General features: G+C 51.8%; 23 protein-coding genes, 2 pseudogenes and 1 other annotated feature. Of the genes and pseudogenes, 4 read left to right on the top strand and 21 right to left on the bottom strand.

Annotated features, from left to right (window positions below; translation table 11 throughout):
* Positions 1-1,155 carry a CaiB/BaiF CoA transferase family protein gene (locus ABTW00_RS06900; protein WP_433639766.1) on the top strand — a complete coding sequence of 385 codons (1,155 nt, stop codon included), beginning with the start codon at positions 1-3 and terminating at the stop codon, positions 1,153-1,155.
* Entirely contained in the window at positions 1,155-2,276 is a 1,122-nt protein-coding gene (locus ABTW00_RS06895) for a CaiB/BaiF CoA transferase family protein (RefSeq protein WP_433639762.1), read from the top strand. The genes ABTW00_RS06900 and ABTW00_RS06895 overlap by 1 nt, the downstream gene beginning before the upstream one ends.
* A gap of 115 nt (positions 2,277-2,391) precedes the next feature.
* Here ABTW00_RS06895 and ABTW00_RS06890 read toward each other — a convergent pair whose 3' ends face one another.
* The 17 genes and pseudogenes from ABTW00_RS06890 to ABTW00_RS06810 all read right to left on the bottom strand — a co-directional run bounded on the left by ABTW00_RS06890 (position 2,392) and on the right by ABTW00_RS06810 (position 17,564).
* A complete protein-coding gene (locus tag ABTW00_RS06890; RefSeq protein ID WP_433639760.1) occupies positions 2,392-3,129 on the bottom strand; it encodes an IclR family transcriptional regulator in 738 nt (245 codons plus the stop codon).
* Position 3,130: 1 nt separating this feature from the next.
* Positions 3,131-3,847 (bottom strand): FadR/GntR family transcriptional regulator, encoded by a 717-nt coding sequence (locus ABTW00_RS06885; protein WP_433639758.1) that lies wholly within the window; start codon positions 3,845-3,847, stop codon positions 3,131-3,133.
* Positions 3,848-4,350: 503 nt separating this feature from the next.
* Positions 4,351-4,944 (bottom strand): annotated as a pseudogene (locus tag ABTW00_RS06880) (NAD(P)(+) transhydrogenase (Re/Si-specific) subunit beta); the annotation flags it as partial.
* Positions 4,921-5,334, bottom strand: a pseudogene (gene pntA / locus ABTW00_RS06875) (Re/Si-specific NAD(P)(+) transhydrogenase subunit alpha); the annotation flags it as partial. The pseudogenes ABTW00_RS06880 and pntA, both read right to left, overlap by 24 nt.
* Before the next feature lie 85 nt (positions 5,335-5,419).
* Positions 5,420-6,280, bottom strand: a complete 861-nt coding sequence (locus tag ABTW00_RS06870; protein WP_433639755.1) for a 3-keto-5-aminohexanoate cleavage protein — start codon at positions 6,278-6,280, stop codon at positions 5,420-5,422.
* A gap of 17 nt (positions 6,281-6,297) precedes the next feature.
* Positions 6,298-7,482 (bottom strand): acetyl-CoA C-acetyltransferase, encoded by a 1,185-nt coding sequence (locus ABTW00_RS06865; protein WP_433639752.1) that lies wholly within the window; start codon positions 7,480-7,482, stop codon positions 6,298-6,300.
* 188 nt (positions 7,483-7,670) lie between these two features.
* Positions 7,671-8,609 (bottom strand): cyclase family protein, encoded by a 939-nt coding sequence (locus ABTW00_RS06860; protein ID WP_433639750.1) that lies wholly within the window; start codon positions 8,607-8,609, stop codon positions 7,671-7,673.
* 4 nt (positions 8,610-8,613) lie between these two features.
* Positions 8,614-9,540, bottom strand: coding sequence for a 3-hydroxyacyl-CoA dehydrogenase family protein (locus ABTW00_RS06855; RefSeq protein WP_433639747.1), 927 nt, complete (start codon positions 9,538-9,540; stop codon positions 8,614-8,616).
* Between the two features lie 10 nt (positions 9,541-9,550).
* The gene (locus ABTW00_RS06850) at positions 9,551-10,339 is read right to left on the bottom strand and encodes an SDR family NAD(P)-dependent oxidoreductase (RefSeq protein ID WP_433639745.1); all 789 of its coding nucleotides are present in this window, start codon (positions 10,337-10,339) and stop codon (positions 9,551-9,553) included.
* 16 nt (positions 10,340-10,355) lie between these two features.
* The gene (locus tag ABTW00_RS06845; RefSeq protein ID WP_125345782.1) at positions 10,356-10,697 is read right to left on the bottom strand and encodes a cupin domain-containing protein; all 342 of its coding nucleotides are present in this window, start codon (positions 10,695-10,697) and stop codon (positions 10,356-10,358) included.
* 15 nt (positions 10,698-10,712) lie between these two features.
* The gene (locus tag ABTW00_RS06840; RefSeq protein WP_433639742.1) at positions 10,713-11,369 is read right to left on the bottom strand and encodes a 3-oxoacid CoA-transferase subunit B; all 657 of its coding nucleotides are present in this window, start codon (positions 11,367-11,369) and stop codon (positions 10,713-10,715) included.
* Positions 11,362-12,027, bottom strand: a complete 666-nt coding sequence (locus ABTW00_RS06835; RefSeq protein ID WP_433640958.1) for a CoA transferase subunit A — start codon at positions 12,025-12,027, stop codon at positions 11,362-11,364. The genes ABTW00_RS06840 and ABTW00_RS06835 overlap by 8 nt, the downstream gene beginning before the upstream one ends.
* A gap of 89 nt (positions 12,028-12,116) precedes the next feature.
* Complete coding sequence (locus ABTW00_RS06830) at positions 12,117-13,427, bottom strand: MFS transporter (RefSeq protein ID WP_433639739.1); 1,311 nt, start codon at positions 13,425-13,427, stop codon at positions 12,117-12,119.
* A gap of 206 nt (positions 13,428-13,633) precedes the next feature.
* Entirely contained in the window at positions 13,634-14,632 is a 999-nt protein-coding gene (locus ABTW00_RS06825; protein ID WP_433639736.1) for a LysR family transcriptional regulator, read from the bottom strand.
* Between the two features lie 100 nt (positions 14,633-14,732).
* Positions 14,733-15,416 carry a Crp/Fnr family transcriptional regulator gene (locus ABTW00_RS06820; protein ID WP_433639733.1) on the bottom strand — a complete coding sequence of 228 codons (684 nt, stop codon included), beginning with the start codon at positions 15,414-15,416 and terminating at the stop codon, positions 14,733-14,735.
* A gap of 180 nt (positions 15,417-15,596) precedes the next feature.
* Positions 15,597-16,397, bottom strand: a complete 801-nt coding sequence (locus ABTW00_RS06815; RefSeq protein ID WP_433639730.1) for a SphA family protein — start codon at positions 16,395-16,397, stop codon at positions 15,597-15,599.
* A gap of 357 nt (positions 16,398-16,754) precedes the next feature.
* Positions 16,755-17,564 carry a MerR family transcriptional regulator gene (locus ABTW00_RS06810; RefSeq protein WP_433639727.1) on the bottom strand — a complete coding sequence of 270 codons (810 nt, stop codon included), beginning with the start codon at positions 17,562-17,564 and terminating at the stop codon, positions 16,755-16,757.
* Positions 17,565-17,842: 278 nt separating this feature from the next.
* Positions 17,843-17,936: a sequence feature (Trp leader region), on the top strand.
* Between the two features lie 135 nt (positions 17,937-18,071).
* On the opposite strand from ABTW00_RS06810, the gene trpB reads away from it, so the two are divergent.
* Both trpB and trpA read left to right on the top strand, forming a co-directional pair.
* A complete protein-coding gene (gene trpB / locus ABTW00_RS06805) occupies positions 18,072-19,265 on the top strand; it encodes a tryptophan synthase subunit beta (RefSeq protein ID WP_433639724.1) in 1,194 nt (397 codons plus the stop codon).
* Entirely contained in the window at positions 19,265-20,074 is an 810-nt protein-coding gene (gene trpA, locus ABTW00_RS06800) for a tryptophan synthase subunit alpha (RefSeq protein WP_433639722.1), read from the top strand. Before trpB ends, trpA begins: the two co-directional genes overlap by 1 nt.
* 442 nt (positions 20,075-20,516) lie before the next feature.
* Here the strand turns inward: trpA and yedF are convergent, their stop codons facing one another.
* The 4 genes from yedF to ABTW00_RS06780 all read right to left on the bottom strand — a co-directional run bounded on the left by yedF (position 20,517) and on the right by ABTW00_RS06780 (position 24,034).
* Entirely contained in the window at positions 20,517-20,750 is a 234-nt protein-coding gene (yedF, locus tag ABTW00_RS06795) for a sulfurtransferase-like selenium metabolism protein YedF (RefSeq protein WP_065355838.1), read from the bottom strand.
* Entirely contained in the window at positions 20,747-21,967 is a 1,221-nt protein-coding gene (gene yedE, locus ABTW00_RS06790) for a selenium metabolism membrane protein YedE/FdhT (protein ID WP_433639719.1), read from the bottom strand. The genes yedF and yedE overlap by 4 nt, the downstream gene beginning before the upstream one ends.
* A gap of 208 nt (positions 21,968-22,175) precedes the next feature.
* Entirely contained in the window at positions 22,176-23,555 is a 1,380-nt protein-coding gene (locus ABTW00_RS06785) for a diguanylate cyclase (RefSeq protein WP_433639716.1), read from the bottom strand.
* Positions 23,556-23,701: 146 nt separating this feature from the next.
* Positions 23,702-24,034: a hypothetical protein gene (locus tag ABTW00_RS06780; RefSeq protein ID WP_164092350.1), complete on the bottom strand. Its 333-nt coding sequence runs from the start codon at positions 24,032-24,034 to the stop codon at positions 23,702-23,704.
* Between the last annotated feature and the right edge of the window lie 13 nt (positions 24,035-24,047).

Here is a 24,047-nt window from a genome sequence, read left to right as displayed (position 1 = left end):
ATGCTTCCTTTAACAGGTTTAGTGGTACTGGATTTCAGCCAGTTTCTGGCCGGGCCTTCCGCTGCGCTACGCCTTGCGGATATGGGAGCCAGGGTCATCAAAGTGGAACGTCCCCGGGGCGGAGACGCCAGCAGAAACCTGAGTCTTAACAATCAGTGGATCAATAACGACAGCCTGCTTTTCCATACTATCAATCGCGGTAAAGAGAGTTTCTCCGCCAATCTGAAGGAGCCTCGAGAGCTGGCACAGGTCAAGCAGCTGATCGCTCAGGCCGATATTCTTATCGAAAATTTTCGCCCTGGCGTGATGAATAAAATCGGTCTCGGTTATGAAGAAGCCCGTCAGCTCAATCCACAGCTGGTCTATGCCTCCGTCACCGGGTACGGTACCGAGGGGCCTTGGGTTAAAAAGCCCGGTCAAGATCTGCTGGTGCAAGCCATGTCGGGTCTCACCTGGCTAAACGGCAACAAGGACCAACCGCCGACGCCATTTGCACTATCGGTTGCTGATTCGCTTGCTGGGGCGCATCTGGTGGAGGGGATCCTCGCCTGCCTGATCCGTCGCGGCAAAACCCGGATCGGCGGGCGAGTTGAAGTTAGCCTGATGGAGTCGCTGCTTAGCATGCAGTTTGAAGTTCTGACCACCTGGCTTAACGATGGACACCAAGCCCCGTGCCGTAGCGCGGATAATAACGCTCATGCTTACCTCGCCGCACCTTACGGTATTTATGCAACCAGGAGAGGCTATATTGCGCTTGCCATGGGATCGGTGGTTGAGTTGGGCAAAATTCTGGGGGCTCCAGCTCTCGCTGAATACCGCGAACCGAACGAATGGTTCAGCCGTCGGGATGAGATCAAGCAGGTGATAGCCGGAATTCTGTCCACCGAAACCGCCGCCTTTTGGCTGGAAAAGCTTGAAAAAGCAGGCTACTGGTGCGCTGAGGTGAGTGACTGGCCAACTTTGATGGCAAGCGAGGGATTCCGCGCGCTGGATATGACTCAGGATGTTCAACTTGATGACGGCAAAACGATCGCGATGCTGAAATCGCCGCTGCGTTTCAACGGCGAGCGCACCTCCTCCTCCCGCCCTGCACCAGTGTTAGGAGCAAACACGGCGCAGATTCAGGCCGACTTTCACTTAGCGGAGGCTGATTGATGAAACCACTAACAGGCATTAATGTGCTGGATTTCAGCCAGTTTCTTTCTGGCCCCTCAGCGGCGCTTCGACTCGCCGACTTAGGGGCTAACGTAACCAAAATTGAGAATCCGGACGGCGGTGATATCTGTCGTAAACTCTATATTTCTGAGCTGCAGATTGATGGTGACAGCTCGCTGTTCCACGCGATTAATCGCAATAAGAAAAGCATCACCGTGAATCTAAAGGACGAGGGGCAAAAAAACGCCCTGCGGCCGCTTCTGGAGCAGACCGATGTGGTTATCTTTAATTACCGGCCCGGCGTCTCACAGCGCCTCGGCCTGGATTATGCAGCACTGCGGGAAATCAATCCGGGCCTGATTTACGGTGAAATTTCCGGCTACGGAGATAAAGGTCCTTGGGTTTCACGTCCGGGCCAGGATTTGCTGGTTCAGGCGCTTTCAGGTCTGTGCTGGCTCAACGGCGATAAGGATCAGCCTCCGCTTCCATTCGGCCTTTCCGTTTGCGATATTTTCGCTGGAGAGTATCTGGTTCAGGGACTCATGGCTGGGCTGGTACAGCGGGCCAAGAGCGGTAGCGGATGCCTGGTCCAGGTGAGTTTACTGGATACCATCCTCGACCTGCAGTTTGAAGTCTTAACCACCTGGCTGAACGACGGTCAACAGTCACCGGTGAGGAGCGCGGTCAATAATGCCAACGCTTATATTTCCGCACCCTATGGTATTTATCCTACCGCCGATGGTTTTATCGCGCTGGCAATGGCGCCTGTTCCTCTTCTGGGAAACCTGCTGGGATGTCCGGCACTGCTTGAGTTTAACGAACCAAAAGAGTGGTTCAACCGTCGGGATGAGATCAAACGGGTCCTGCTGGCGCACTTGCGGCATAAGAAAAGCGAGGAGTGGTTACGCATTCTGGAAGCGGAGGATATCTGGTGCGCGAAAGTGATGGACTGGCAGCAGTTGATTGCCAGCGAAGGCTTTCAGTCGTTGAAGATGTTGCAGGAAGTTCGGTTAAAGAGTGGAAAAACCCTGCAAACCACCCGTTGTCCGATAAAAATCGACGGCGAGATCTTCACAAGCACCCTCGGCGCACCGCCGCTTGGCGCACATAATCTGGGATGATACGACAACACCTTGCACGGGCTACGGAACCGCAGAAGTCTGAGAGCGAGTGTAGCCCGGACAAATACACAACATCGCCTCCGGGGGACGATTCGACGATATGCTGAAAATATCGCTATTGCGCCAGGATCCGGCACTCTTTCATCACCGCCAGCACATCCTCAAGCACCAGCGACTCCCACTCGTAGGCAAGAGTGGTCACGCTAAACGCCGCGACCATTTTTCCTGCGCCAGAATAAATAGGCAGAGCAATACACGCCGCGCGTTCGTTGGCCTCGCGTTGCTCAATCGCATATCCCTGCTGGCGTACCTCACCTAATTCGGCAAGCAATACCGGCAACGTCCCTATTGAATCGACCGTCATTTTCTCCAGCGGCGCGTCGCCATAAAGCCAGGTAATCTCCTCATCGCTGTATTGGCTCAGCAGCACTTTACCGACGGCGGTACAGTGCGCCGGGAGATGATTGCCGATATGCCGCATTAACGAGAGGTCGTCCTGGGCGAGCGCTTTCGCCAGATAAACCACCTGCCTACCGTCCAGAATCGCCGCATGGCTGGTTTTACACAGCCGTTTACTCAGAAATGCGGTCAACAAACGCAAGTCGCGGACCAGATCGGTGCTTTCAATGCAGTTAGCGGCAATTTTTATCAGCGCCAGACCCGCGTGATACAAGCGTGTATCCGGCATATAAAGTAGATAATCGTTATCGAGAAACTCCTGAATTAAACTATGAGCGGAGCTTCTGGGAATCTCGAGGCTGGTTTGCAGCTCGGTAAAGCTTAACCCCTCGCGATGGCTGGCAATCAATTCCAGCAGGCGAAAGGCTCTCTCAGCAGATTTAACCCTGGCCATTTTATTTGTCTTTATTATCCGCAATACGATCGTAGAATTTGCGCGAAGACTGATAGAAGGACTTCAGATTTTTACGCAAATGGACTTTATCCCTCTGGATGAAAGCCTCATGAATACTTAACCTCAGCTTAAAACTGTGCGCCATCGCCCCGTCGGCGTTAAGCAATTTACGCGAGAAGTCCTTACGCAGCATCACAATGGTTTGCATCAGCTTGTCATAGATCTGGTTGCCGCACAGACGGCCCATCAAGAGATCGTATTCATCAAGCAACTGATGGTAGGTTTCCGGCTTGCCATCCCCGGCAATCAGCTCCGCCATCTGGTCAATTAAGGCCTGAAAGCGAATAAGATCATCATGACTTACTACGCCAACCGCGGTGAGGTAAACCTCTTCTTCTATCAGCTTTCTTGCAGCATAGACTTCATCAAGGTTATGAATCTCTTTATGGAAGATCCAGGTCATCGTCTCTTCGGGAAGCTGCGGTTTATTTTCGCAGACATAGCTGCCATCGCCGGGTTTTATTTCAATAAGCCCAATCAGCGATAGTGCACGTAGCGCTTCACGCACCCGGCTGCGCGTCACGTTGAACATCTCCCCCATCGCTCGCTCATTAGGCAGGCGTTGGCCAGGCTTGAGCTTTCCGGAGGTAATTTGGGACGCAATCTGCTCCATAATCTGCTCGGTAAGAGTGGTTTTTTTGAGTGCTGTCACATCCATGGTTTTTCCCATATGCAGACAAAGTTCACATACTTGAATTTACGTTAGCTTTGCTGTTTGTGCAACAACTTGGTGTCCATCGCTACTTCGCACACAACCATCCTGTATCTGACATCAAACAGCTAATTAATTCGATGAGTATGAAGTCAGAGTCACAGTTTAACGCCTTTGAATGACTGGCATGACAGGAAAATAATTATGGAAGATCTGTACCAAATCGTCTTCCAGCATATTTATTAAGGTCAATGCCATTCAACACGGTACGTCCGTAACAGGTGGCGATTCGCTGAAAGGTATAAGCCCACCCTATCTCTGCCCTATCCATTATTCGGTTAAACAGCAGTAAGCTTCTTACTTTTTAACAATGTGTCAGAACTATCCTGCGCTGAACGAGCAGTATTGATATTTAATGTAATCCCTGATTCTACATCAGGCAAAATTTCAGGAGGTGATGTACTTTTCCATCACCCTCTGCAATGCATCCAGTACATCTAATCAATTAATCAGAGCTGCGCAAGTATCGCCTCTACGCTCGCTTTTGCATCACCAAACAGCATGGTGGTGTTTTCTTTAAAGAACAGTGGGTTCTGTACGCCTGCGTAGCCAGTATTCATCGAGCGTTTGAACACTACCACCTGCTCTGCTTTCCACACTTCTAGTACCGGCATGCCTGCGATGGGGCTCCCGGGATCTTCCTGTGCAGCGGGGTTGACGGTGTCGTTGGCGCCGATGACCAGCACCACGTCAGTATCACTGAAGTCGCCATTAATCTCTTCCATCTCCAGCACGAGATCGTAGGAGACTTTGGCTTCCGCCAGCAGCACGTTCATATGTCCCGGTAAACGCCCGGCAACTGGATGGATACCGAATCTTACCTTCACGCCTAGCGCGTTCAGCCGGCTGGTCAATTCCTGTACCGGATATTGCGCCTGGGCTACCGCCAGACCGTAGCCGGGGGTAATAATGACTGAACGGGCGTTTTTCAGCGCTTCCGCTACCTCCGCAGCGCTGCATTCGCGATGTTCGCCCTGCAGGGCGCTACCGTCAGATGCCATACCTTCGCTGCCAAAGCCGCCGGCAATATTAGCCATTGAACTTAAGGCGTCCAGCGACTGGGCGCGAGAAATGCGCGGTACGGCATCCATTGCCAACACCGTAACGTCGCGGGCGGCGAGTTTCGCCATTAGCTCGGAGTTCTGTGCCGGCCAGATGAAACTGATTAACGTGCAGCCTGGGCGCAAAAGAGGGATTTCATCCGCAAGAGGCGCATTAACTTTCAGGATAATATCGCTCTGCCAGACCTCATCCTGCGAACACAGCGTTGCACCTGCGGTCTGCCATGCGTCATCAGTAATATTTGCCGCTGCCCCCGCGCCGCGGGCGATGGAGATCGTAAAGCCCAGCTTCAGCATCTGTTCAACGGTCGCGGGCGTGGCGGCGACCCGCGTCTCACCCGCCAGCGGTTCCCGGGGAATCGAAATGTTCATATAAGGGTTCTCGTTCAGATATCGATCGAAAGCGATCGCCTGCACATAGAGAGAGGCGATCGGCATTCAGGAAGGAGGATCACAATCAGGCGCTAACAGGCTGCTGGCGTATCAGGCCAAGGATGGCACGAGTTTCGTCAGGGGTCGCGATACTTTTATCCACCTCTGCAGCCAGCCGCTTAACGCGCTCAACGAACCAGGTATTGGATTGCGCCAATTCACCTTTGCGATAGAGAATATTATCTTCCATGCCAACCCGAACGTTGCCCCCCAGTGCCAGCGCGGCGAGGACAATCGGCAGGTGACCGCGACCAATGCCCAACGCCGACCAGGTGAAATTATCTCCCAGATGCTGTGTACAGGTATCGAGCAAGAACATCAGGTTACGCACTTCCGCCGTCATGCCGCCCGGCGCACCGAGGACAAACTGAAAGTGTGGATTCCCCACGATCAGTCCTTTCTTCATGTAGTACAGAACGTTGTAAATCATCCCGGCATCGAAGATTTCAAACTCCGGCTTCACCTGGCACTCGTTCATGCTGACGGCGAGTTTCTCCAGAAAGCGCGGGCTATTTTCGAATATTGTTGCGTGGGCCCAGTTCATGGTTCCGGCATCGAAAGAGGCCATTTCGGGCCGCAATAACTGGAATGGTTTCATGCGAATTTCGTCGCTAAGGCCAAGTCCGCCGGAGGTCGTCAGATTAATGACGATATCGCAGCGCGCGCGAACCAGGCGCACGGTCTCGGCGAATTGATCAAAATCCATCGAAGCCTGACTTCCCTCATCACGCACATGAATGTGGGCAATGGAGGCGCCGGCCTCGCAGCAGCGGACGATTTCGTCGGCCTGCTCCTGCGGGGTAAGTGGAATATACGGGGTGTCGCTCTTCTGCGGCCAGGCCCCGGTACAGGCGACGGTCAAAATAACGTGGTTTTGTGCTGACATAATTAGCTCCTTGTTCCTTATTCTTTTTCAACCACCATGGCCAACCCCATCCCACCGCCGATACAGAGCGTAGCGAGGCCGTAACGAGCGTGGCGGCGCTGCATTTCATGAACCAGCGAGACCAGAATGCGTGCGCCGGAAGCGCCGATGGGGTGGCCGAGAGCAATTGCACCGCCGTTGACGTTGGTTTTCTGCGGATCCAGCCCCAACCCTTTCATAACGCTCAGACACTGGGAGGCAAAGGCTTCGTTGGCCTCGATGACGTCGAGGTCATCCACCTGTAAGCCCGCGCGGGATAAAGCCCTGCGCGTTGCGGGTACCGGCCCGTAGCCCATAATGTTGGGATCGACGCCGCCGCTGCCCCAGGCGCGGATCGTTGCCAACGGCTGAAGCTGGAGGGCGGCAGCTTTTTCACGGCTCATCAGCACGAGCGCGGCAGCGCCGTCGTTAATGCCAGAAGCGTTCCCTGCCGTGACTACACCGTCAGGCCGGAACGCCGGGCGTAGCCTGGCGAGGGTTTCACGCGTAGTGCCGTGACGGGGGAATTCATCGACCTTGATGTAACGCTCTTCTTTACGCGTGACGATTTTTATCGGCACAATTTCATTGTCGAAACGACCGTTTTTCTGTGCCCATTCAGTGCGTTGCTGGCTTTCCGCCGCATAGGCGTCCAGCGCTTCCCGAGTGAGCTGGTATTTTTGTGCCAGGTTTTCAGCGGTGATCCCCATATGCTCGCCGGAAAAAGCGTCGGTCAGACCGTCGCTAATCAGGCTGTCAATCAGCGCGCTGTCGCCCATGCGCTGTCCCCAGCGGGCCGCGGCGGATAAGTACATGGCGTTGCTCATGCTTTCCGTGCCGCCAGCCACCACGATTTCCGCATCGCCCAGCGCGATGGCCTGTGCGCCAAGAATGGTTGCCTTGAGCCCGGAACCGCATACTTTGCTGACGTTAAAGGCGCTTTTCTCTACCGGGATCCCGGCGGCGATAGCGACCTGACGCGCGACGTTTTGACCCAGCCCGGCCCCCAGCACGTTACCCATGATCACTTCGTCAACATCGTCCGGTTTGATAGCGGCGCGGGCGATAGCGGCGGTGGTTGCATGTTCACCCAGTTGGATAGCCGAGAGATCCTTGAGCGCGCCGCCAAAGCAGCCGATGGGCGTACGGGCGGCGCTGACAATGACAACATCTTTTGTACTCATGTGGTTGCTCCTCCGATGCAGAGCGGCATTGATATTTAATAATATAAAAATATCGCTACAAGATTATTTTGGCGTAAAAGCGTGATGCACCAGAAATGAATAAAAATATTATTTCGGGCACAGATTACCTTTCACTAAATAGCAAATTAGTCAGCTACATTACTTATAAAAACTCAGGAGAAATTTAATTAAATGCAGCCTCCGTAGCTATAGGTTCTTTCCGGCACGTTATTCATATCATCTTCATCAATTTCCGCCACGCAGCGCACCATCGAGCCATCGCCTAAATACCAGCGCAGCGGGAAACAGAAGAAACGGAAACGCTTGCCGGAAACTTTATCCAGATTGCCGCCGAGGTTTTCAACGCCGACAATACCGTGACCGAGCATCTGCTTATGGCAGGGTTCCCAGGTTCCCCAGCAGCCAATAGCCTCTAGATCGCCGAACTTTTCATCATAGGCGGCATGGCCGTGAAGTTTGATATACAGCTCTTTATCAAATTCGGCATAGGCTTCTTCACCGAACTGTTCAGTATATTCTTCAGTAAGTGGACGTCCGGATGCGCCGAGTAGATTCATACGCGTGGCACCGTTATTCCCCATCGCAGTATGTAGCGGGTGATCTAATGCCTGCATATCCATAGCGACGCATTTAACTTTATTTTTAACAAACCATTTTCCAGCTTCCACGCCAGTACCGCAGGAATAGTGATAATACTCTTTTGAATCATCAAATTTACGATGCATACCGGTATTCAGGCATACCACCATTCCGGCTAACTCTGCTGGTCTGATATTTGCACGGAGACAGGCATCTTCCAGATGATGTGGCTGAATTAATTCCCAGCGCCCAACGTTAATCTCCAGGCATACCGCCTCGCCAGTATAAGCATCGACCGGCATTTCATGCGTATAGCGCGCTCTTTTACCGTCGAATTCTATTTCCATCACATGACGCGGGGCATCGCAGTGAGTGCCGGTGTGCATGGTGCAGGAAATACGCTGGGTTAACACGCCGCCTTTTGCCATGGTATGCGCACTGTCGATCAGCGGCTTATCGAAATAGGGCCAGCGCGGAGTGTCGGCGCTAAATGGATGCGTTAAATCGACAAAAACTTTCTTACCCATAGTGTTACTCCTCAGGTTGCTGAGTGACACGCTGCAGATAGTTCAGCAGGCGCTCACGACTTTCGTTAATTGATGCGTCGTCCCAGGTCTGAAATCCGCCACCGGATTTGAAGCCCAGCTTGCCTTCGCTCACCAGTCGGCGTAGCAGAGGCGAGGGAGTTGTCGCGTTATTCAGATGCGGAAAAATATATTCATGAATCGCCAGGGTCAGGTCCGTCCCTACCATATCGGCGTTTTCAAGTGGGCCGAGGGCCGGCAGTCGGATACCAAAACCATAGCGGATGCCTTCGTCTACGGTGCGCGCGTCGGCGATGCCCTGCTCCACAAGGTAAATCGCTTCGCGCCACAGGGCGTGCTGTAGCCGGTTTACCAGGAACCCCGGCACATCTTTATTGACCCGCACAGGGCGTTTTCCTGCCCAGGCGAGGATGTCAAATGTGCGTTCGAATAGCGCATCGCTGGTCCAGCGCGTGCGAATGACCTCCACCAGCGGGATCAGAAAGGCCGGATTCCAGAAATGGGTGCCCAGTACGCGCTGTTTGTGGATCACGTCGCGAGCGATCTCGCTGATGCTGATGACCGACGTATTGGAGGCGAGAATGGTTCCTGGCGGACAAAGCGCGTCCAGTTCATGAAACAGCCGCTGCTTGAGGGCCAGCTTTTCAGGTACGCATTCGAAGACGATTTGCGCCCCTTCAACGCTCTCCGCCAGCCGATCGCAAAAAACGACGCGGCTTACAACGTCTTCGATGGTGGCCTCGTCCGCCTGCATACGTCGCAGATTGCTGCGGATGGTGTCCGGTGCGGTCCAGGCGCCAGCGTCGATATCATAAATCGTGACTTCCACACCTCGGGCGGCAAAGATCTGCGCGATACCGCTGCCCATCAGGCCGCCGCCGAGGATCGTGATGCGTGTGAGCGGATTGTTCATTGCCATCTCCTTAGCCCGCCGTACAACCGCCGTCGATGTAAATGACCTGGCCGGTAATAAAATTTGCGGCAGGTGAGCAAAGGTATACGACGGTGCCGACCATATCTTCCACAACGGCAGCCCGGCCCATCGGGATGCGATCAAGGAAGATCTTTTTCAGTTTTTCGTCTTCCAGGACTTCCTGGGTCAGCGGCGTCCAGAAAATGGTCGGTGCGACGGCGTTAACGTTGATGTGGTATTTCGCCCATTCGGTAGCCAGCTGCCTGGTTAATAGATTAATAGCTCCTTTCGATGTGCCGTAAGCCGCGTAGCCGCCGGGGTGTCCGGCAAAAGCGCGCACCGATGAGGTATTAACGATTTTCCCGAACCCCTGCTGGATAAACAATTGGCCAAATACTTTGCAGGGAATAAAGGTACCAGTGATGTTGACGTCCATTACTTTGCGGAAATCATTAACATCAAAGGCTTCCGCTGGATGCCGAATTGCAATGCCGGCAATATTGATCAGAAAGTCGACTTTTCCCCAGACTGCGACCACGCGATCGGCCAGGGCTTTAACCGCCACTTCGTCGGTCATATCGCCAGCGATAGCGAGGGCCTCACCGCCCGCCTCCTGCACCTGCTGAACAGTTTTTTCCAGGGTGGCGATGGTACGGCCGGTTACCGCGACTTTAACGCCGTAGTTCGCCAGGCCACGGGCTACACCTTCTCCGAGCGCGCCTGCACCGCCGGTGATAACCGCAACTTTGCCTTCAAGGCTGAACAGCGCTTTGACTTTGTTATCCCATGTTGTGTCCATAATGATCCCTTACTGGTTACGTATTGCTGGCGATGACCAGCATGCTGGTTGGATAATTGGTGTGGTTAACCACTTCACGCCCCTCAAACGGCGCGAGGAAAACGGCTTCCCCTTTGCTGACTACACGCGTTTCCTCTCTGGTACGGATGGTGATAGCGCCTTCCAGTACCACGTAGAGTTTTTCCGTCGGCGAATCGTCATAGGCCCACTCGGCGCCGCCTCCGGGTAAAAAATGCGACAATCCGCACCAAAACTGGCGGGCGTCGCATAACGCACCATCACACAGCTTCAGCGCCACCATGGCGTGATGCAGCGGTGGGTTGTAGGGGCTAGCTTCACTAATCGGTATCACTTTCATTGATGGTGTCCTTTTTTAGGCAAAATGGATTAATGATTCAGAGATGCGTAGCGGCGCAGCGGTTTGCGCAACCACTTCCTCCACACTGGCATCCGCGGCGATTTCGCGTAAAATCAGGCCGTTATTGACTTCAATGACTGCTTTTTCCGTCACGATCAGATTGACCTGGCCGACGGCGGTCAGCGGCAGCTGGCAGAGAGGCAAAATTTTTGGCTGGCCTTTTTTATCGCAGTGTTCCATGGCGATGATGACGCGGCGGGCACCGTTCACCAGGTCCATAGCGCCTCCCATTCCGGGAACCATCTTGCCCGGGATGATCCAGTTGGCGAGATTGCCCTCCTGATCCACCTCCAGCGCCCCCAGAACGGTCACATCGACATGACCACCGCGTATGATGGCGAACGACAGTGCGCTGTCGAAGAATGCCGCTCCGGGTACGGCGGTGACCGGTTGACCGCCGGCGTTAGTTAAATCAGCGTCGATGCTGTCGCTATCCGGCATAGGACCGAGCCCCACCAGACCATTTTCAGACTGGAAAATGATGCCAAGATCGTCGGCGACGTAGTTGGCGACCTGCGTCGGCAGACCAATCCCCAGATTCACCAGATCCCCTTTGCGAAGCTCTTTTGCAACCCGGCGTGCAATGCGTTCTCTTACGGCGTTTTTATCCATGGTGATCTTCCCCCTTAACCAGGTAGTCGATAAAAATGCCGGGCGTGTTGTAACGGTCGGCGGCGGCGCAATCCATCGGCACAATGGATTCGCACTCGGCGATAACCAGGCGTGCGGCGGTAGCCATCACCGGGTTAAAGTTTTTGGTGGTTTTATTGAACATTGCGTTACCAGCGGTATCGGCAATGGAGCAGTGAATCAGGGCGATATCGGCCTGCAGGGGGTGTTCCAGCAGCCAGGGCTGGCCGTCAATAATCACCTGCTGTTTACCCTCCTCCACGACCGTGCCAAGACCGGTCCGGGTGAGTACACCACCCAGTCCGGCGCCACCGGCGCGGATACGCTCAACCAGCGTTCCCTGGGGAACCAGCTCTGCTTCAAGCTCGCCACTGGACATCTGGCGCCCGGTTTCCGGATTAAGGCCAATATGAGAAGCGATGATCTTGCGGACCTGTTTATTGACCACCAGTTTGCCGATCCCCCGATCGATAAAACCGGTGTCATTGGCGATAATCGTTAAATTACCCACGCCTTTTTCTACCAGCGCATCGATAATTTTTTCTGGCGTGCCGACTGCCATAAATCCGCCAATCATAATGGTCATTCCTTCTTCCACCATGGCGGCAGCGCGTTGCGGCGAAATAATCTCTTTTTCCAGCATGGTATAACTTCCTGAATAAGTGACGTTAATACTCGTGAACCGGCAGTTTACGAAAACGTTAAACCCTGGTGTGGCACTGAAAATATTTACCCGGTGACGACCGAATCTGTTTTGCCTTTGCATTTATCGTTAATCATGAAAATTAACAGGGCCGCAATAATATCCAGGGCGATAAAAGAGATATAAGCGCCATCATAATCACCGGTATATTTCAGACTGACGGCAACAACTGCAAAACAGCTAACCCGGAATAAACAGGCAATAGTTGAAACCAGACGGTTAGCGGCGGAAAAGTCGTAGCGGCCATACACGGTCCCAACCATTGAGGTACATAGCTCTTTGATACCAGCGATACTGGCGCCAACCATTAATAGCGTGAAGTAGATGAAGTAGTCGTTACCGCGAACCAGCAGGCAGGCGTGGGTAACAGCAAAGAAAAATGCGTAAGCGATACTGGCTTTTCGGGTGCCGACTTTCACATCTACCCAGCCCCAGAAATAACTGAAAATAGCGCAAATCAGCGCGGCGGAGGTGAACATCCAGACAGCGGTTTCTTTATCATAGCCAACCGAAATCAGCCGCGGGATTAACTGACTGACAACGCCAATATCCACCAGCCACAGCAGGCCGAAGCCGACGGAAATCAGCCACATTTCTCGGTCGCGGAACAGTACGCGGTAGGTAAAGGGACTCTGGTAATCGGTCTGGGCCGCGAGATTTGCCGCCTGCTGTTCACGAGAAATCGGTTCATTGTCCGGGTACAAGCCCAGTTCTTCCGGCGTATTACGGATCCAGATTATGGAGATGATACCGAGGGTAATTAACGTCCCACCGACAACAGCATAAGCCCCAGGCACGCCGAAGCGGTCAAAAAGAAAGAACATGATAGGGATCAGCGTCGCGGTGCAGAACGACATTCCCATGGTTGCCCAGCCGAGAGCCAGCCCTTTTTTTCTTGGAAACCAGCTATTAAGTAGAGTGGCGGGAACGTTGAAACAGCACCCGGTGGCCAACAGATTCATCAGAGCCAGGCCAATAGCGTATTCGGCGTAGGAAGTAACGCGACCAAACCAGATCATCGTTAATCCCAGTGCCAGCAGACCAAAAATAGCAACGATTTTCGCCCCTTTGCGCTTGATCATTTCTGCGATCACCAGCGCGCCGATAACGCCAATCCAGCCGGCGGGAGTGGAGAAAGAGAGAAGCGTGGCGAAATCCCAGCCGTGGAGATCGACAAAGCTTTGGACGATAACGTTCAGGCCGTCAGCGGTCCAGGCGGCGAAGTTGTAGTACATCAGCATGCTGAAGCCAACCATGCTCCAGCCCCAGCCACCGAAGTTACTCCGGGTGCTGGAATGATTAGCCGTTTTATCGGCAATGTTATTGGTATTTTGCATAATTCTCACCCAGTTAATAAATTTAATTACCCCCTTATCAACAGATTATGCGTAATAAGGGGAGATGCTTCATAAAACATCTGCGACGGGTAATGTTATTATCGTGAAAACAAACTAACTGAAATAAGATTAACAATACGAACATTGGGTTTGAAGACTAAAAATAAAAACTATACTTGCAAATATGAAAAGGGCACTGGCTTTTTTTAATAGCTCTCCGTACGTATTTGATGAAAAGTGGCAGTGTGTTGCTCAATCAAAAAATGTTTAAAAGAGGACACGCATTCGGTTATCTGACTACGGGCTGGATAATAGATGTTTAATAACCATTGTGATGTTTTCATCTCTTTAAACAAGCAAGTCAGTTTTCCATTGAGAATATCTCGCTGCACAACATATTCCGGCAGGTAGGCTATTCCAGCCCCTGAAAGCACCGATTTTCGTAACAGGGTGCTGTCGCACACCTCAAGAGATTTGGGAATTTTGAAAAAATGACTTTCACTATTAATCTCATAGGCCCAATCGTTGCTGCCGGTTAGAGAACTGGCAAACAGGCAGCGATGATGCACCAGTTCGGACGGGTGCTGCGGCGTGCCGTTTATCAACAGATACTGGGGCGAGGCGACGGTCACGAAAGGTTCAGCGATCAGATTACGTTTCACCAGCGGGAGCTCCTGCTCATGTTGGTGGCTTAATGCATTAACAGCACCGATGATGATATCGTGATCTTTCCAGTTTTGAATACCGAAGGCTGAGACGTGGACGGCGATATTCACCTGACGGTTACCGGCCAGGTAGTTGGCGACGATGGGAATCAGATATTGTTCGGCATACACCGGTGTACAGCATATGCGAATTGTTCCCCGACGCTCGGTGGAAAAATGGGTCAGCTCATTTTTTAACTGGCCGACCTTCTCGCCGATTAAACAAAAATTGCGATACAGATAGTCACCTGCATCGGTCAGCGGCATAGCTTTATTGTTGCGCCGATAAAGAGGACAGCCGATCTCTTTTTCCAGATCGGACAGCCAGCGTGAGCCTGATGAAATAGATATTCCCATACGCTCTGCCGCAGATGATATTGAACCAGTAGTGACCAGGTTTACGAAGAACATCATTCTAGTCATGATATGCGGATCGGAAAGAGCGACATCCTGCGACAAGGTGGGAACTGACTCCTCATAACGATAATCTTCACAGTACATGGTCGGTGTCTCGCTTCAGATTTGCCTGTATTTATCCTGGCAGCTAACCTGATTAGCAAATGGAAAGAATTAACATTTGCCGCGCGCGGTAGTTCACAATTCACATAATCTCACGGCTGGCGACCTGCCTCAGTCCATTAAGATCGAGTACTTCGATATTGCCGTAGTTGAGCGCCACCATCTGGCGATCGGCGAAATGCCTGAGCGTTTTGGCAACAAAAGGACGTGAGAGCCGCAGGCATTCGGCCATAAACTGCATCGTAAAGGGAATGTGACGCTCGCGATGCAATCCTTTTTGGCCTTCTTCACAATCCACCAGAAAAGCCGCCACGCAGGCTTCCCTTGAGGACACTTTATGGGTGTACAGCACCCGATCCAGATCGTTAAGCCTCTCGGTGAGAGAATCTATTACCTGCATTTTGAATTCATCAAACTGGGCCAGCAACTGCGTCGCGCTGCCCCGGGGGAGAATAAGTAATTCGACATCGGTCATAGCGATAAAGTTGCGGTCTAAGGGGGTGCGTTTCCAGACAAAGTTAAACAAGATCATACGTCCGACTGGCACGTGGGTGAGCAGCGTCTGGTTGCCGTTTGCATGATGAACATTAGCAAAGAGATGGCCTTTCAGCGTCCAGGCAATTGCCTCTACTTCGGCCCCCTGATGAAAGACAATACTGCCGGCTTTTTCACTACGAACGCGCGACTGACGCAGTAAAGCCTGCTGGAGTGCATGTGGAAATGCGTTCCAGCCGGGAATCATCATGATAGCTTCTTCGGAGAACATAAACGCTCCTGTCCGTGAGGGGGAGGCATTATTGTCAGCAAACGGGATGTAGTTTTTAAGCCGGGAATCCCCAACATGTGATAGCTATCAAAGAGAACCGTCAGGAGCAGAAAACGTGGCTTCTTCCAGCTCCTGACAACCTGACGTATTACGCCCGGGAATAAAGGAGGTATTGCATGACTATAGCGGCATCGATACCCCAATATGGAAAAAGGTCATTCCGGCATCATTTTCGCTGTGCAAATTAAACAATAGTCGGCCGGTAACGATCGCACCGCTGACGCTATAGCTCATCATCGGACCGGCTTTGAAATGTTCGACGCGTTTGCCGGTAGAATAAATACCCTCAACCCCCTGCACCGTTCTACCGTTAATCTTGTCGTCAGTCACCTGCTTAGTCCAGTTACCGATAAGCCCAGCGGTGAGGTTATTGTTGATACGATGGGTGGCAGTCACATCCAGATACCAAGTGCTACCAGAGCGGTAGTCGGTTTCGCTATTTTTCATATTGAAGTCAAAAATATTATTAAGCGTAATCCCCCAGTCGTCGGTCAGATAGCTTACGGCGATATTGGGTTCAAACGACCAATAATCCCATGAGACGTTATCTCCGGAGATCTCTTTACGCCCGGTTGCCGCATTGCGGGTATAGGCCGTTTTGCCATCCGGTAAATAGATGGCTAACCCGGCGCCAATGTGGAAATTGTTGTGTAAATCCCAGGAAAGAGCGAGGGGCATAATGCTGGTCCCCAGCAATCCGCTTGTGTGGTCGGTGGTGTGTTGGCCGGTGTTTTTTACCTGAATAAACTTATAGGGCTGTACGATCATCGCCGCATAGCGAGCACCGAGGAATTCTACGCCGGGAACCCATGTGGCAGCCATCACCAGCCCGACATTAGAAAGTTTATTTTTCCCCCCGGCGATTTTCGCCGTATCACCACCGCCGTTTCGTACCACACCGGTTTCATAGGTGGATGTCATCGCTATGTAAATTCCGTCGGGCGGAAGCGCGCCGGTATGGGTACCTGTTGTAGCCCCGGGCTGTAACGGCGTCAGTCCTTCGGCAGCAAAGAGTGGGCAACAAAAAGCCAGAGAAGAGATAAGGATAAGAGGTAGCGTTCTGATTTTCATTTTAATCGTCCGTTTTATGACCAGTGCCGGAACGATTAAAGTCAAAAATGGTACTATCCGGAATAGCATAAATAAGAACGTCTTTTCGGAATATGCAAACGTATTGGCATCTTCATCGTAACGCCGTAAACCTGACCTGCCTTCCCCTTCTCTGCATTTCATCAGCGCTCAGCAGGCGGCCCTTAACCGGGCCAGCCTGCATCTCGATTAAACTTTCTCTACAGGGAACTGTATTTCAGTCATCCACTCTGCGGAGTCTTGTTTGTTCCAGATGCCGTCGATGTAGCTTTCCCTTGGGGGATTTGTTAACAAGTAGCCATTGTCTTCAACCCATTGCATCAGGTAGATGTAAGCATTTCTTAATGAATCATAGGGTCCCTTGTGTATTACAGTTACAGCTGTAATGGCAGGGATAACCTGGAAGATAATATCTCCTTCGTTTTTACCCAAATCATCAACAGCTTCACAGAACTCCACATCCATATTTTTCTCTTTGTACTCTTTATCATGATAAAGAGTGAAGCAATAAGCCGGGGTCGCTAAAGTTAAACCTGGATTTGCCTTCATTACCTCTTGCCCTATAGGTGGAATTAATTTGATATACGAGGGTAAATCAGGAACAATGAAACGCCTGGAGTAAACAATACATTCCGGAATTTCTTTCAAAACAGCTTGATATTGCATAATTCTTTCCTTTTTTTTATGTTGCAGATAGTGGTTAATTCGGGAAAGCATATCGTCCATGTCTCGAATTTTTTTCTGTATTTCAAGGCGTCGCTGTTCAATTATGTGACAGGAGTTTTCATCCTGAGTAAGCGTAACTATTTCAGTTATTGTAAATCCAAGCTGACGTAAACTCGCAATCTGATGAAACTTCATTAACTGGTCAGAAGTATAAAATCGATAACCATTCTCAGGATTAATATAGGCAGGAACAAGCAAACCGATTTCATTATAGTAATGAAGCGTTTTTATCGTCACACGACAGATCTTTGAAAACAGCCCTATTTGATACATGCAACCATCCCCCTGAATGAATATGTGAACCTTACAGTCTTACCTTACAGGAGAGTCAACAACAAACTGACGCATCTTAATCACCACAAGCAAATGCTTCAAGAAAGTGAATTACAGGGAGCTATCTGACAGCAATGCCTGCCAGGGAGCATAAAGCAGAAGAATAATCAGTACCTTTTTTGAGCAGAAAGGATTGACATCACACCATCGAACTAGTTTACTGATACAAAATGTAAACAGACAGGTATCGAACGATGACATTTTCAGTGATGACTTTGCATGACTGGTGGCGCACTTCCCGTTAACGGGCAGTATCGTCACGTCTGCAATCCGCACACCGATACCCTGCCCGCCATGAGCGGGCTTTTTTTTGCCCAAATTTTGTCATGCGCGAAAAGTCCATCGCGTATTAACGCAGCCAGGAAGCGCCGCGTAGTCACTGATTTCACTTCACGTGCAGAGTCCGGACCACAGCACCAGGCACTGCGCAGACATTAAGGAGCAATAATGAGCACCATACTAAACCCACGCTTTGGCGAATACGGTGGAATGTACGTCCCGCAAATCCTCATACCCGCCCTGCTTCAACTGGAAGAGGCTTTTGTTAACGCACAGAAAGATCCGGCATTTCATACCGAATTGACCGGGCTGCTGAAAAACTACGCCGGGCGTCCAACAGCGTTGACCCTGTGCCGCAACCTCACCAGAGGAACCCGCACCACGTTATACCTCAAACGCGAAGATCTGCTCCACGGCGGCGCGCACAAAACCAACCAGGTTCTGGGCCAGGCGCTGCTGGCAAAGCGCATGGGGAAAACTGAAATCATTGCCGAAACCGGGGCCGGGCAGCACGGCGTCGCCTCGGCGCTCGCCAGCGCACTGCTTGGTCTGAAATGCCGCATTTATATGGGGGCAAAGGATATTGAGCGCCAGTCGCCGAACGTCTTCAGGATGCGTCTGATGGGGGCGGAGGTGATCCCGGTACACAGCGGTTCCGCAACCCTGAAAGATGCCTCCAACGAGGCGCTTCGCGACTGGTCCGGTAGCTATGAAAAGTCGCATTTCATGCTCGGAACAGCCGCGGGTCCACATCCCTTCCCGACAATTGTTCGTGAATTCCAGCGCATGATTGGAGAAGAGACCCGGGTGCAGATTCTGGAAAGAGAAGGCCGTCTGCCGGATGCGGTTATCGCCTGCGTGGGTGGGGGATCGAACGCGATTGGAATGTTTGCCGACTTTATTGATGAACCACGTGTCGGTCTGATCGGCGTGGAGCCTGCTGGTCACGGCATTGAAACCGGCGAGCATGGCGCGCCACTCAAGCACGGTCGCACGGGTATCTATTTCGGTATGAAATCGCCGATGATGCAGACCGATGAGGGGCAAATCATTGAGTCCTGTTCCATTTCCGCCGGCCTGGACTTCCCCTCCGTCGGACCACAGCATGCGTACCTGAACAGCATCGGACGTGCCGACTATGTCGCCGCGACCGATGATGAAGCGCTGGACGCCTTTAAAACTCTCAGCCGCGAAGAAGGCATCATTCCCGCCCTGGAGTCCTCTCATGCACTGGCGCATGCCCTGAGAATGATGCGTGAACATCCCGACAGGGAGCAGTTACTGGTGGTTAACCTTTCTGGTAGAGGGGATAAGGACATTTTTACCGTACACGACATTCTGCAGGCACGAGGAGAAATTTGATGGAACGCTATAAAAATATGTTTACTGCGCTGAAAGCCCGCAGAGAAGGTGCTTTTGTTCCCTTTGTGATGACTGGCGATCCAGGTCCAGTACAATCGCTCCGGATTATTGATACCCTGATCACAGCAGGCGCAGACGCGCTGGAACTGGGGATCCCGTTTTCGGATCCGCTGGCAGATGGCCCAACCATTCAGACTGCGGCACTACGAGCCTTCGCCGCAAACGTCACTCCAACGCTGTGCTTTGAGATGCTGGCTAATGTTCGACAAAAACACCCGAACATTCCCATTGGCCTGCTGGTGTATGCCAACCTTGTATTCAACCGAGGCATTGATGCATTTTACGCCGAATGCGCGCGGGTCGGGATAGATTCAGTGCTGGTAGCGGATGTACCGTTCGAAGAATCCCAGCCGTTCCGTCAGGCAGCTATGCGCTATCATATTGCGCCCATTTTTATCTGTCCTCCGAATGCGGAAAATAAATTACTCATGGAGATAGCCCGTCACTGTGAGGGATATACCTATTTGCTATCCCGCGCAGGGGTCACGGGTACCGAACAGGGAGCATCAAAGCCGCTGCAACATTTGGTTGAGACACTGACGAATCTTCAGGCCCCTCCAGCACTTCAGGGATTTGGTATTTCCACCCCCGATCAGGTCTCGGATGCTATTCAGGCTGGTGCGATGGGCGCCATTTCCGGTTCTGCCATAGTCAAAATCATTGAGAAACATCGTGAGGATGATGTTGCGATGCTGAATGAACTGAGGGCGTTTGTTATGAGCATGAAGGCGGCAACGCGTCGGGTTTAAGACTATGAGATTGCCTGTATGTATCGACAGGCAATCTCTTATGAGGACAGATGCCAGGCATTCTTATTTCAGAGCATATCTGTGCTGCCTGAACTTATCAAAATAGTCCACGAACATCCGGCTAACCGAAGGTATCCGCGTATGTGGTCATGCCGGTCGCGGCATCCGCGACCGGTTCCCCTGCGTATCAATCGTTTTTCCCGTTCGGGTCGTCATGGTGTAAGCCGTCGTACAGCCAGAGAGAAGCCCCGTCAGCAGGATAAGCGTGAGGTAAGCGCGCTTGCGCATAGTGAATTCCCATTTAAAATCATAAAACGCGAACGCTACGGGATTTCGGGCAAACAAGATGGATAATTGATGCGCTATCTCAGCGTAAAGTCTGTTTACGAATCTCTCAACCTTTGAGAAAGGGTAGCTCCCGCCGGATGGCAGGAGCGGCGAGTCACTTTTGAATCAGATAACGAATCGTTGGCCCATCCTGTTGGATATCAAGCACGGTGTAACCGTGGTTGCGCGCATCCAGGGGGATGTTGTTGATCGACTGCGGACAGTCGCTAACGACTTCCAGTATTTCTCCCTTTTTCAGCTGCGGCATCGCTTCCAGCGTCGCCACCGCGGGATACGGACAGGGCTCTCCCACCATGTCCAGACGATAATCAGGCACGATAGCGCTCATGCATCCTCCTTAGCGATCATTCTTTGAGTGGTCGCGGTTAACTCGCGACGGAAGAAGCGTTTCTCCCAGCCAATAATCAGCAGCATCGCCAGCAGCAGCAGTGCATAAGTCACCAGCAGGCCGCCCAACGGACCGAAAGTGGTGAGCAGGTTGACCTTGTCCCAGCTTGTCGCCAGCGACGGTGCCAGATCGTCCCAATAGTAGGCAAGAACCGTTGAACCGATGACGTTGCCCAGCCCAACCCACCAATAATGCACCTGCCCCTCTACCGCACGATACATCCAGCCGGTTTCACAGCCACCGGCCAACACAATGCCAAAGCCGAACAACAGACCGCCAATTACTGCGTTCGGGCCCGCCCACATAATTTTGGGTGCAACGCCCAGTTGAACGTAGCTGAAGATGCCGATAGCGCTCACGGCCATGCCCGCAATAATCGCCTTCGCCATTTGGGTACGGCCGGTGATCCACAGGTCGCGGAAGGCAGAGGTAAAACAGATTTGCGCACGCTCGATAAGCAGGCCAAAACCGACGCCAAACAGCATTGCCAGTCCCAGCTTAGGACGGTCGAACGCGGTCAACAGCGCCCAGCCCAGCATCCCGACAAACACCAGCATCCCAAGACGAAAGCGGCGACGGGCCTGATCGGGCCTCTGAGTGAGCGGTGAGGCGGCAGAAACTTTCTGAATATTGACCGGAATGCGAAACATAGGCAATAACGTAAAACGCGCACCAAACCACGAACCGAGCGCAGTCGCTAGCGCGAAGAACCAGGCGTGCAGCGAAAACTGCGGGATCCCGGTAAAGAAGGCCGCGAGGTTACAGCCCATCGCCAGGCGCGCGCCAAAGCCCGCAATCATCCCGCCCACGATAGCCTGAAAAATACGAATGCGGCTGCGGGGAAAACGTAGTTTCACGTTATTGGCCCATAGCGCCGCGGCAAAACAACCGCCGAACATGCCAATGATCATCATGCCATCGATACGCGTCAGCGGCGTCCCTTCAAGGCTAATCAGCTTGTAATAGCCCCAGGTTTCACTGTGTACGCCCACCAACTGTAATAGCTGGCCGCCCCAGCGAGTAAATTCGCCGGTGACCGCCCAGAAGGTGCCGGTGATGCCAAAATAGTAGGTAGAAAGAATACCGGCGGCGATAACGGCCGGAACAGGCGACCAGAATTTGATCAAATAAGCCTGCTTGAATTGTTGCCATGTCATAAAGGTTAGCCTCTGAACTCAGAAGGTGTTTGTGCGCGGGAAGTGGCACAGGAGCAAAAGAGTATAGCGACAATAACGGAGGCAATAATTGAAATGATGACAAAAGGTCGATTGGATCAAATAGCTACTCAGACATTAAACAACGATCGTTAATATGTGGCGGCGCCCCATCAGAAAATACCCAGTTGGGGTGATGTGTATTCACTAATTAACTGGCCTTCCACATCTCGACGCAGTTACGTCCGCGTTTTTTAGCGATATACAGCGCCTCATCCGCCAGCTGAATTAAGCGTTCATAGTCCGGATGGCCGCTGAACATCGCCGCACCGATCGACAGCGATAACATAATATCTTCACCGTTGGGGGCCTTCACTTTAGTTTTTTCAACGCGACTGCGGATGCGTTCGGCGGTACGTAGCGTATCGTGAGCGGTAGATTCCGTCAGCACGATAATAAATTCATCGCCACCATAACGGAAAACGTAGTCGCTGCTACGCACATTGTCATAAAACACCTGCGACACCCGGCGCAGTATCTCGTCGCCGGTGTTATGCCCCCATGTATCATTGATTTGTTTGAATTTATCGACATCAATCACCAGGATCGACAACGGCGTGCCAACGCGGTTGGCATGGGCGATTTCACGTTTAAAGATCGTCGGCAGAAAGCGGCGATTAAGCAGTTTGGTCAGAACATCCATCCCCACTTCATGGCGGGAGACTTCCTCAAATAGTTCGCGCAGCAGCGTCGTAATCTGAGAAACCGTGCTTCTGAGCTGCAATAAAAACTTATTGCGGTGAGTCTTACTGTCGAGCGGTTTGGTGGTATTGTTGATCGTCGCAAGAATACCGTCGAAATCCTGTAGCAAGCGAGAAATATGACCAACCTCAGCGATGCCACTAAAATAGTGTCGGCCTTTGTGATTAAACCATAGACCGAAATCAGACTGGCTTAATGGCAGTGTATTACCAAGATCGCCATCCAGTACCACCTTGTAAATGATCTCCAGTTCCCACGACAATAGTGAAGAAATTTGCCGTTCTTTTTCTTCTTCAGCATTTTCCAGCAACGAGAAAATTCGATAATTCTCATCCTCTTTCGCCATACTACTTTCGCTAAAGGAAAAGGCCCGCGACATAACCTCCATCGCTAAATCAATGCTATTAATAGCAAAATGATAAATTTGTAATTTGTCAGCTGACGGTTGTGGGCCATAAATGATAACGGGGTAAAGTATCTTTTTTAACACCCGGAACCCCATTTCAACCAACTCAACGGGAATACCGATGCGAGCGTGAACTTCTGCCACGGTATGCTGAGCGGCCATCAACCCCTCAACATCACCCACGTTGCAGGAGAGGATATCGATAAGCCATTTCTCTAACGCCGTTTTAAGCTGTTTCTCAACCTGCTCATTGCTGAGAAACTCTTCAGCATGGGGATCGGCAAGAACCACGCGATAAAATTCCACGCTTAACGCCTGCGCATGCGCAACGGCAATATCCGCAGCCTGTTGTCTAATCTGAGGATCCGTTTGGTCGAGCAGCGCCAGCCATTCGTTTTTCATTCTTTGCAGATACATCTCCACAGTACACATCCTCACAAGATAGAAAAACGTGTCGTTAAATAACTATGGTTTCTCTTGCGGTAAGACACAAGAAAGAGCGCTAACTCCTCATAAAAAAGCCCCGCGATCTCTCGCGGGGAAAATCTTTCAGGGAAATAATCATTCGCTTAGCGTAGGTCGAACAGATCTTTGTTTCTTTGCAGGATGTATTCTTCCGTGGCCGCCAGCGCGTTAATCCGACCAAAAGCGGCCAACAAGTAGACGACGGCCGACTGCTGTAACGTCGTTTTGTCCGCCGTATCCTTGATGCTACCGGACAAAAACCAGGTGTTTGCCGCCTGCTGGCACAGCGTTTTCACCGATTCAGGATACTCTCGCACTTCTATTTCATCTAATAACCGACGGAATGCCACATCACCTCGATTCTCTTCTCGTGCGTAAAAGAGGATATCCATGATGACGTCAATAATGATGCGCAACTCTTCAGCGTAAATATTCATGGCGTCTCGATAC

Source organism: Kluyvera georgiana (assembly GCF_050990895.1).
Lineage (GTDB): Bacteria > Pseudomonadota > Gammaproteobacteria > Enterobacterales > Enterobacteriaceae > Kluyvera > Kluyvera georgiana.
This window is presented reverse-complemented; position numbering and strand designations above follow the sequence as displayed.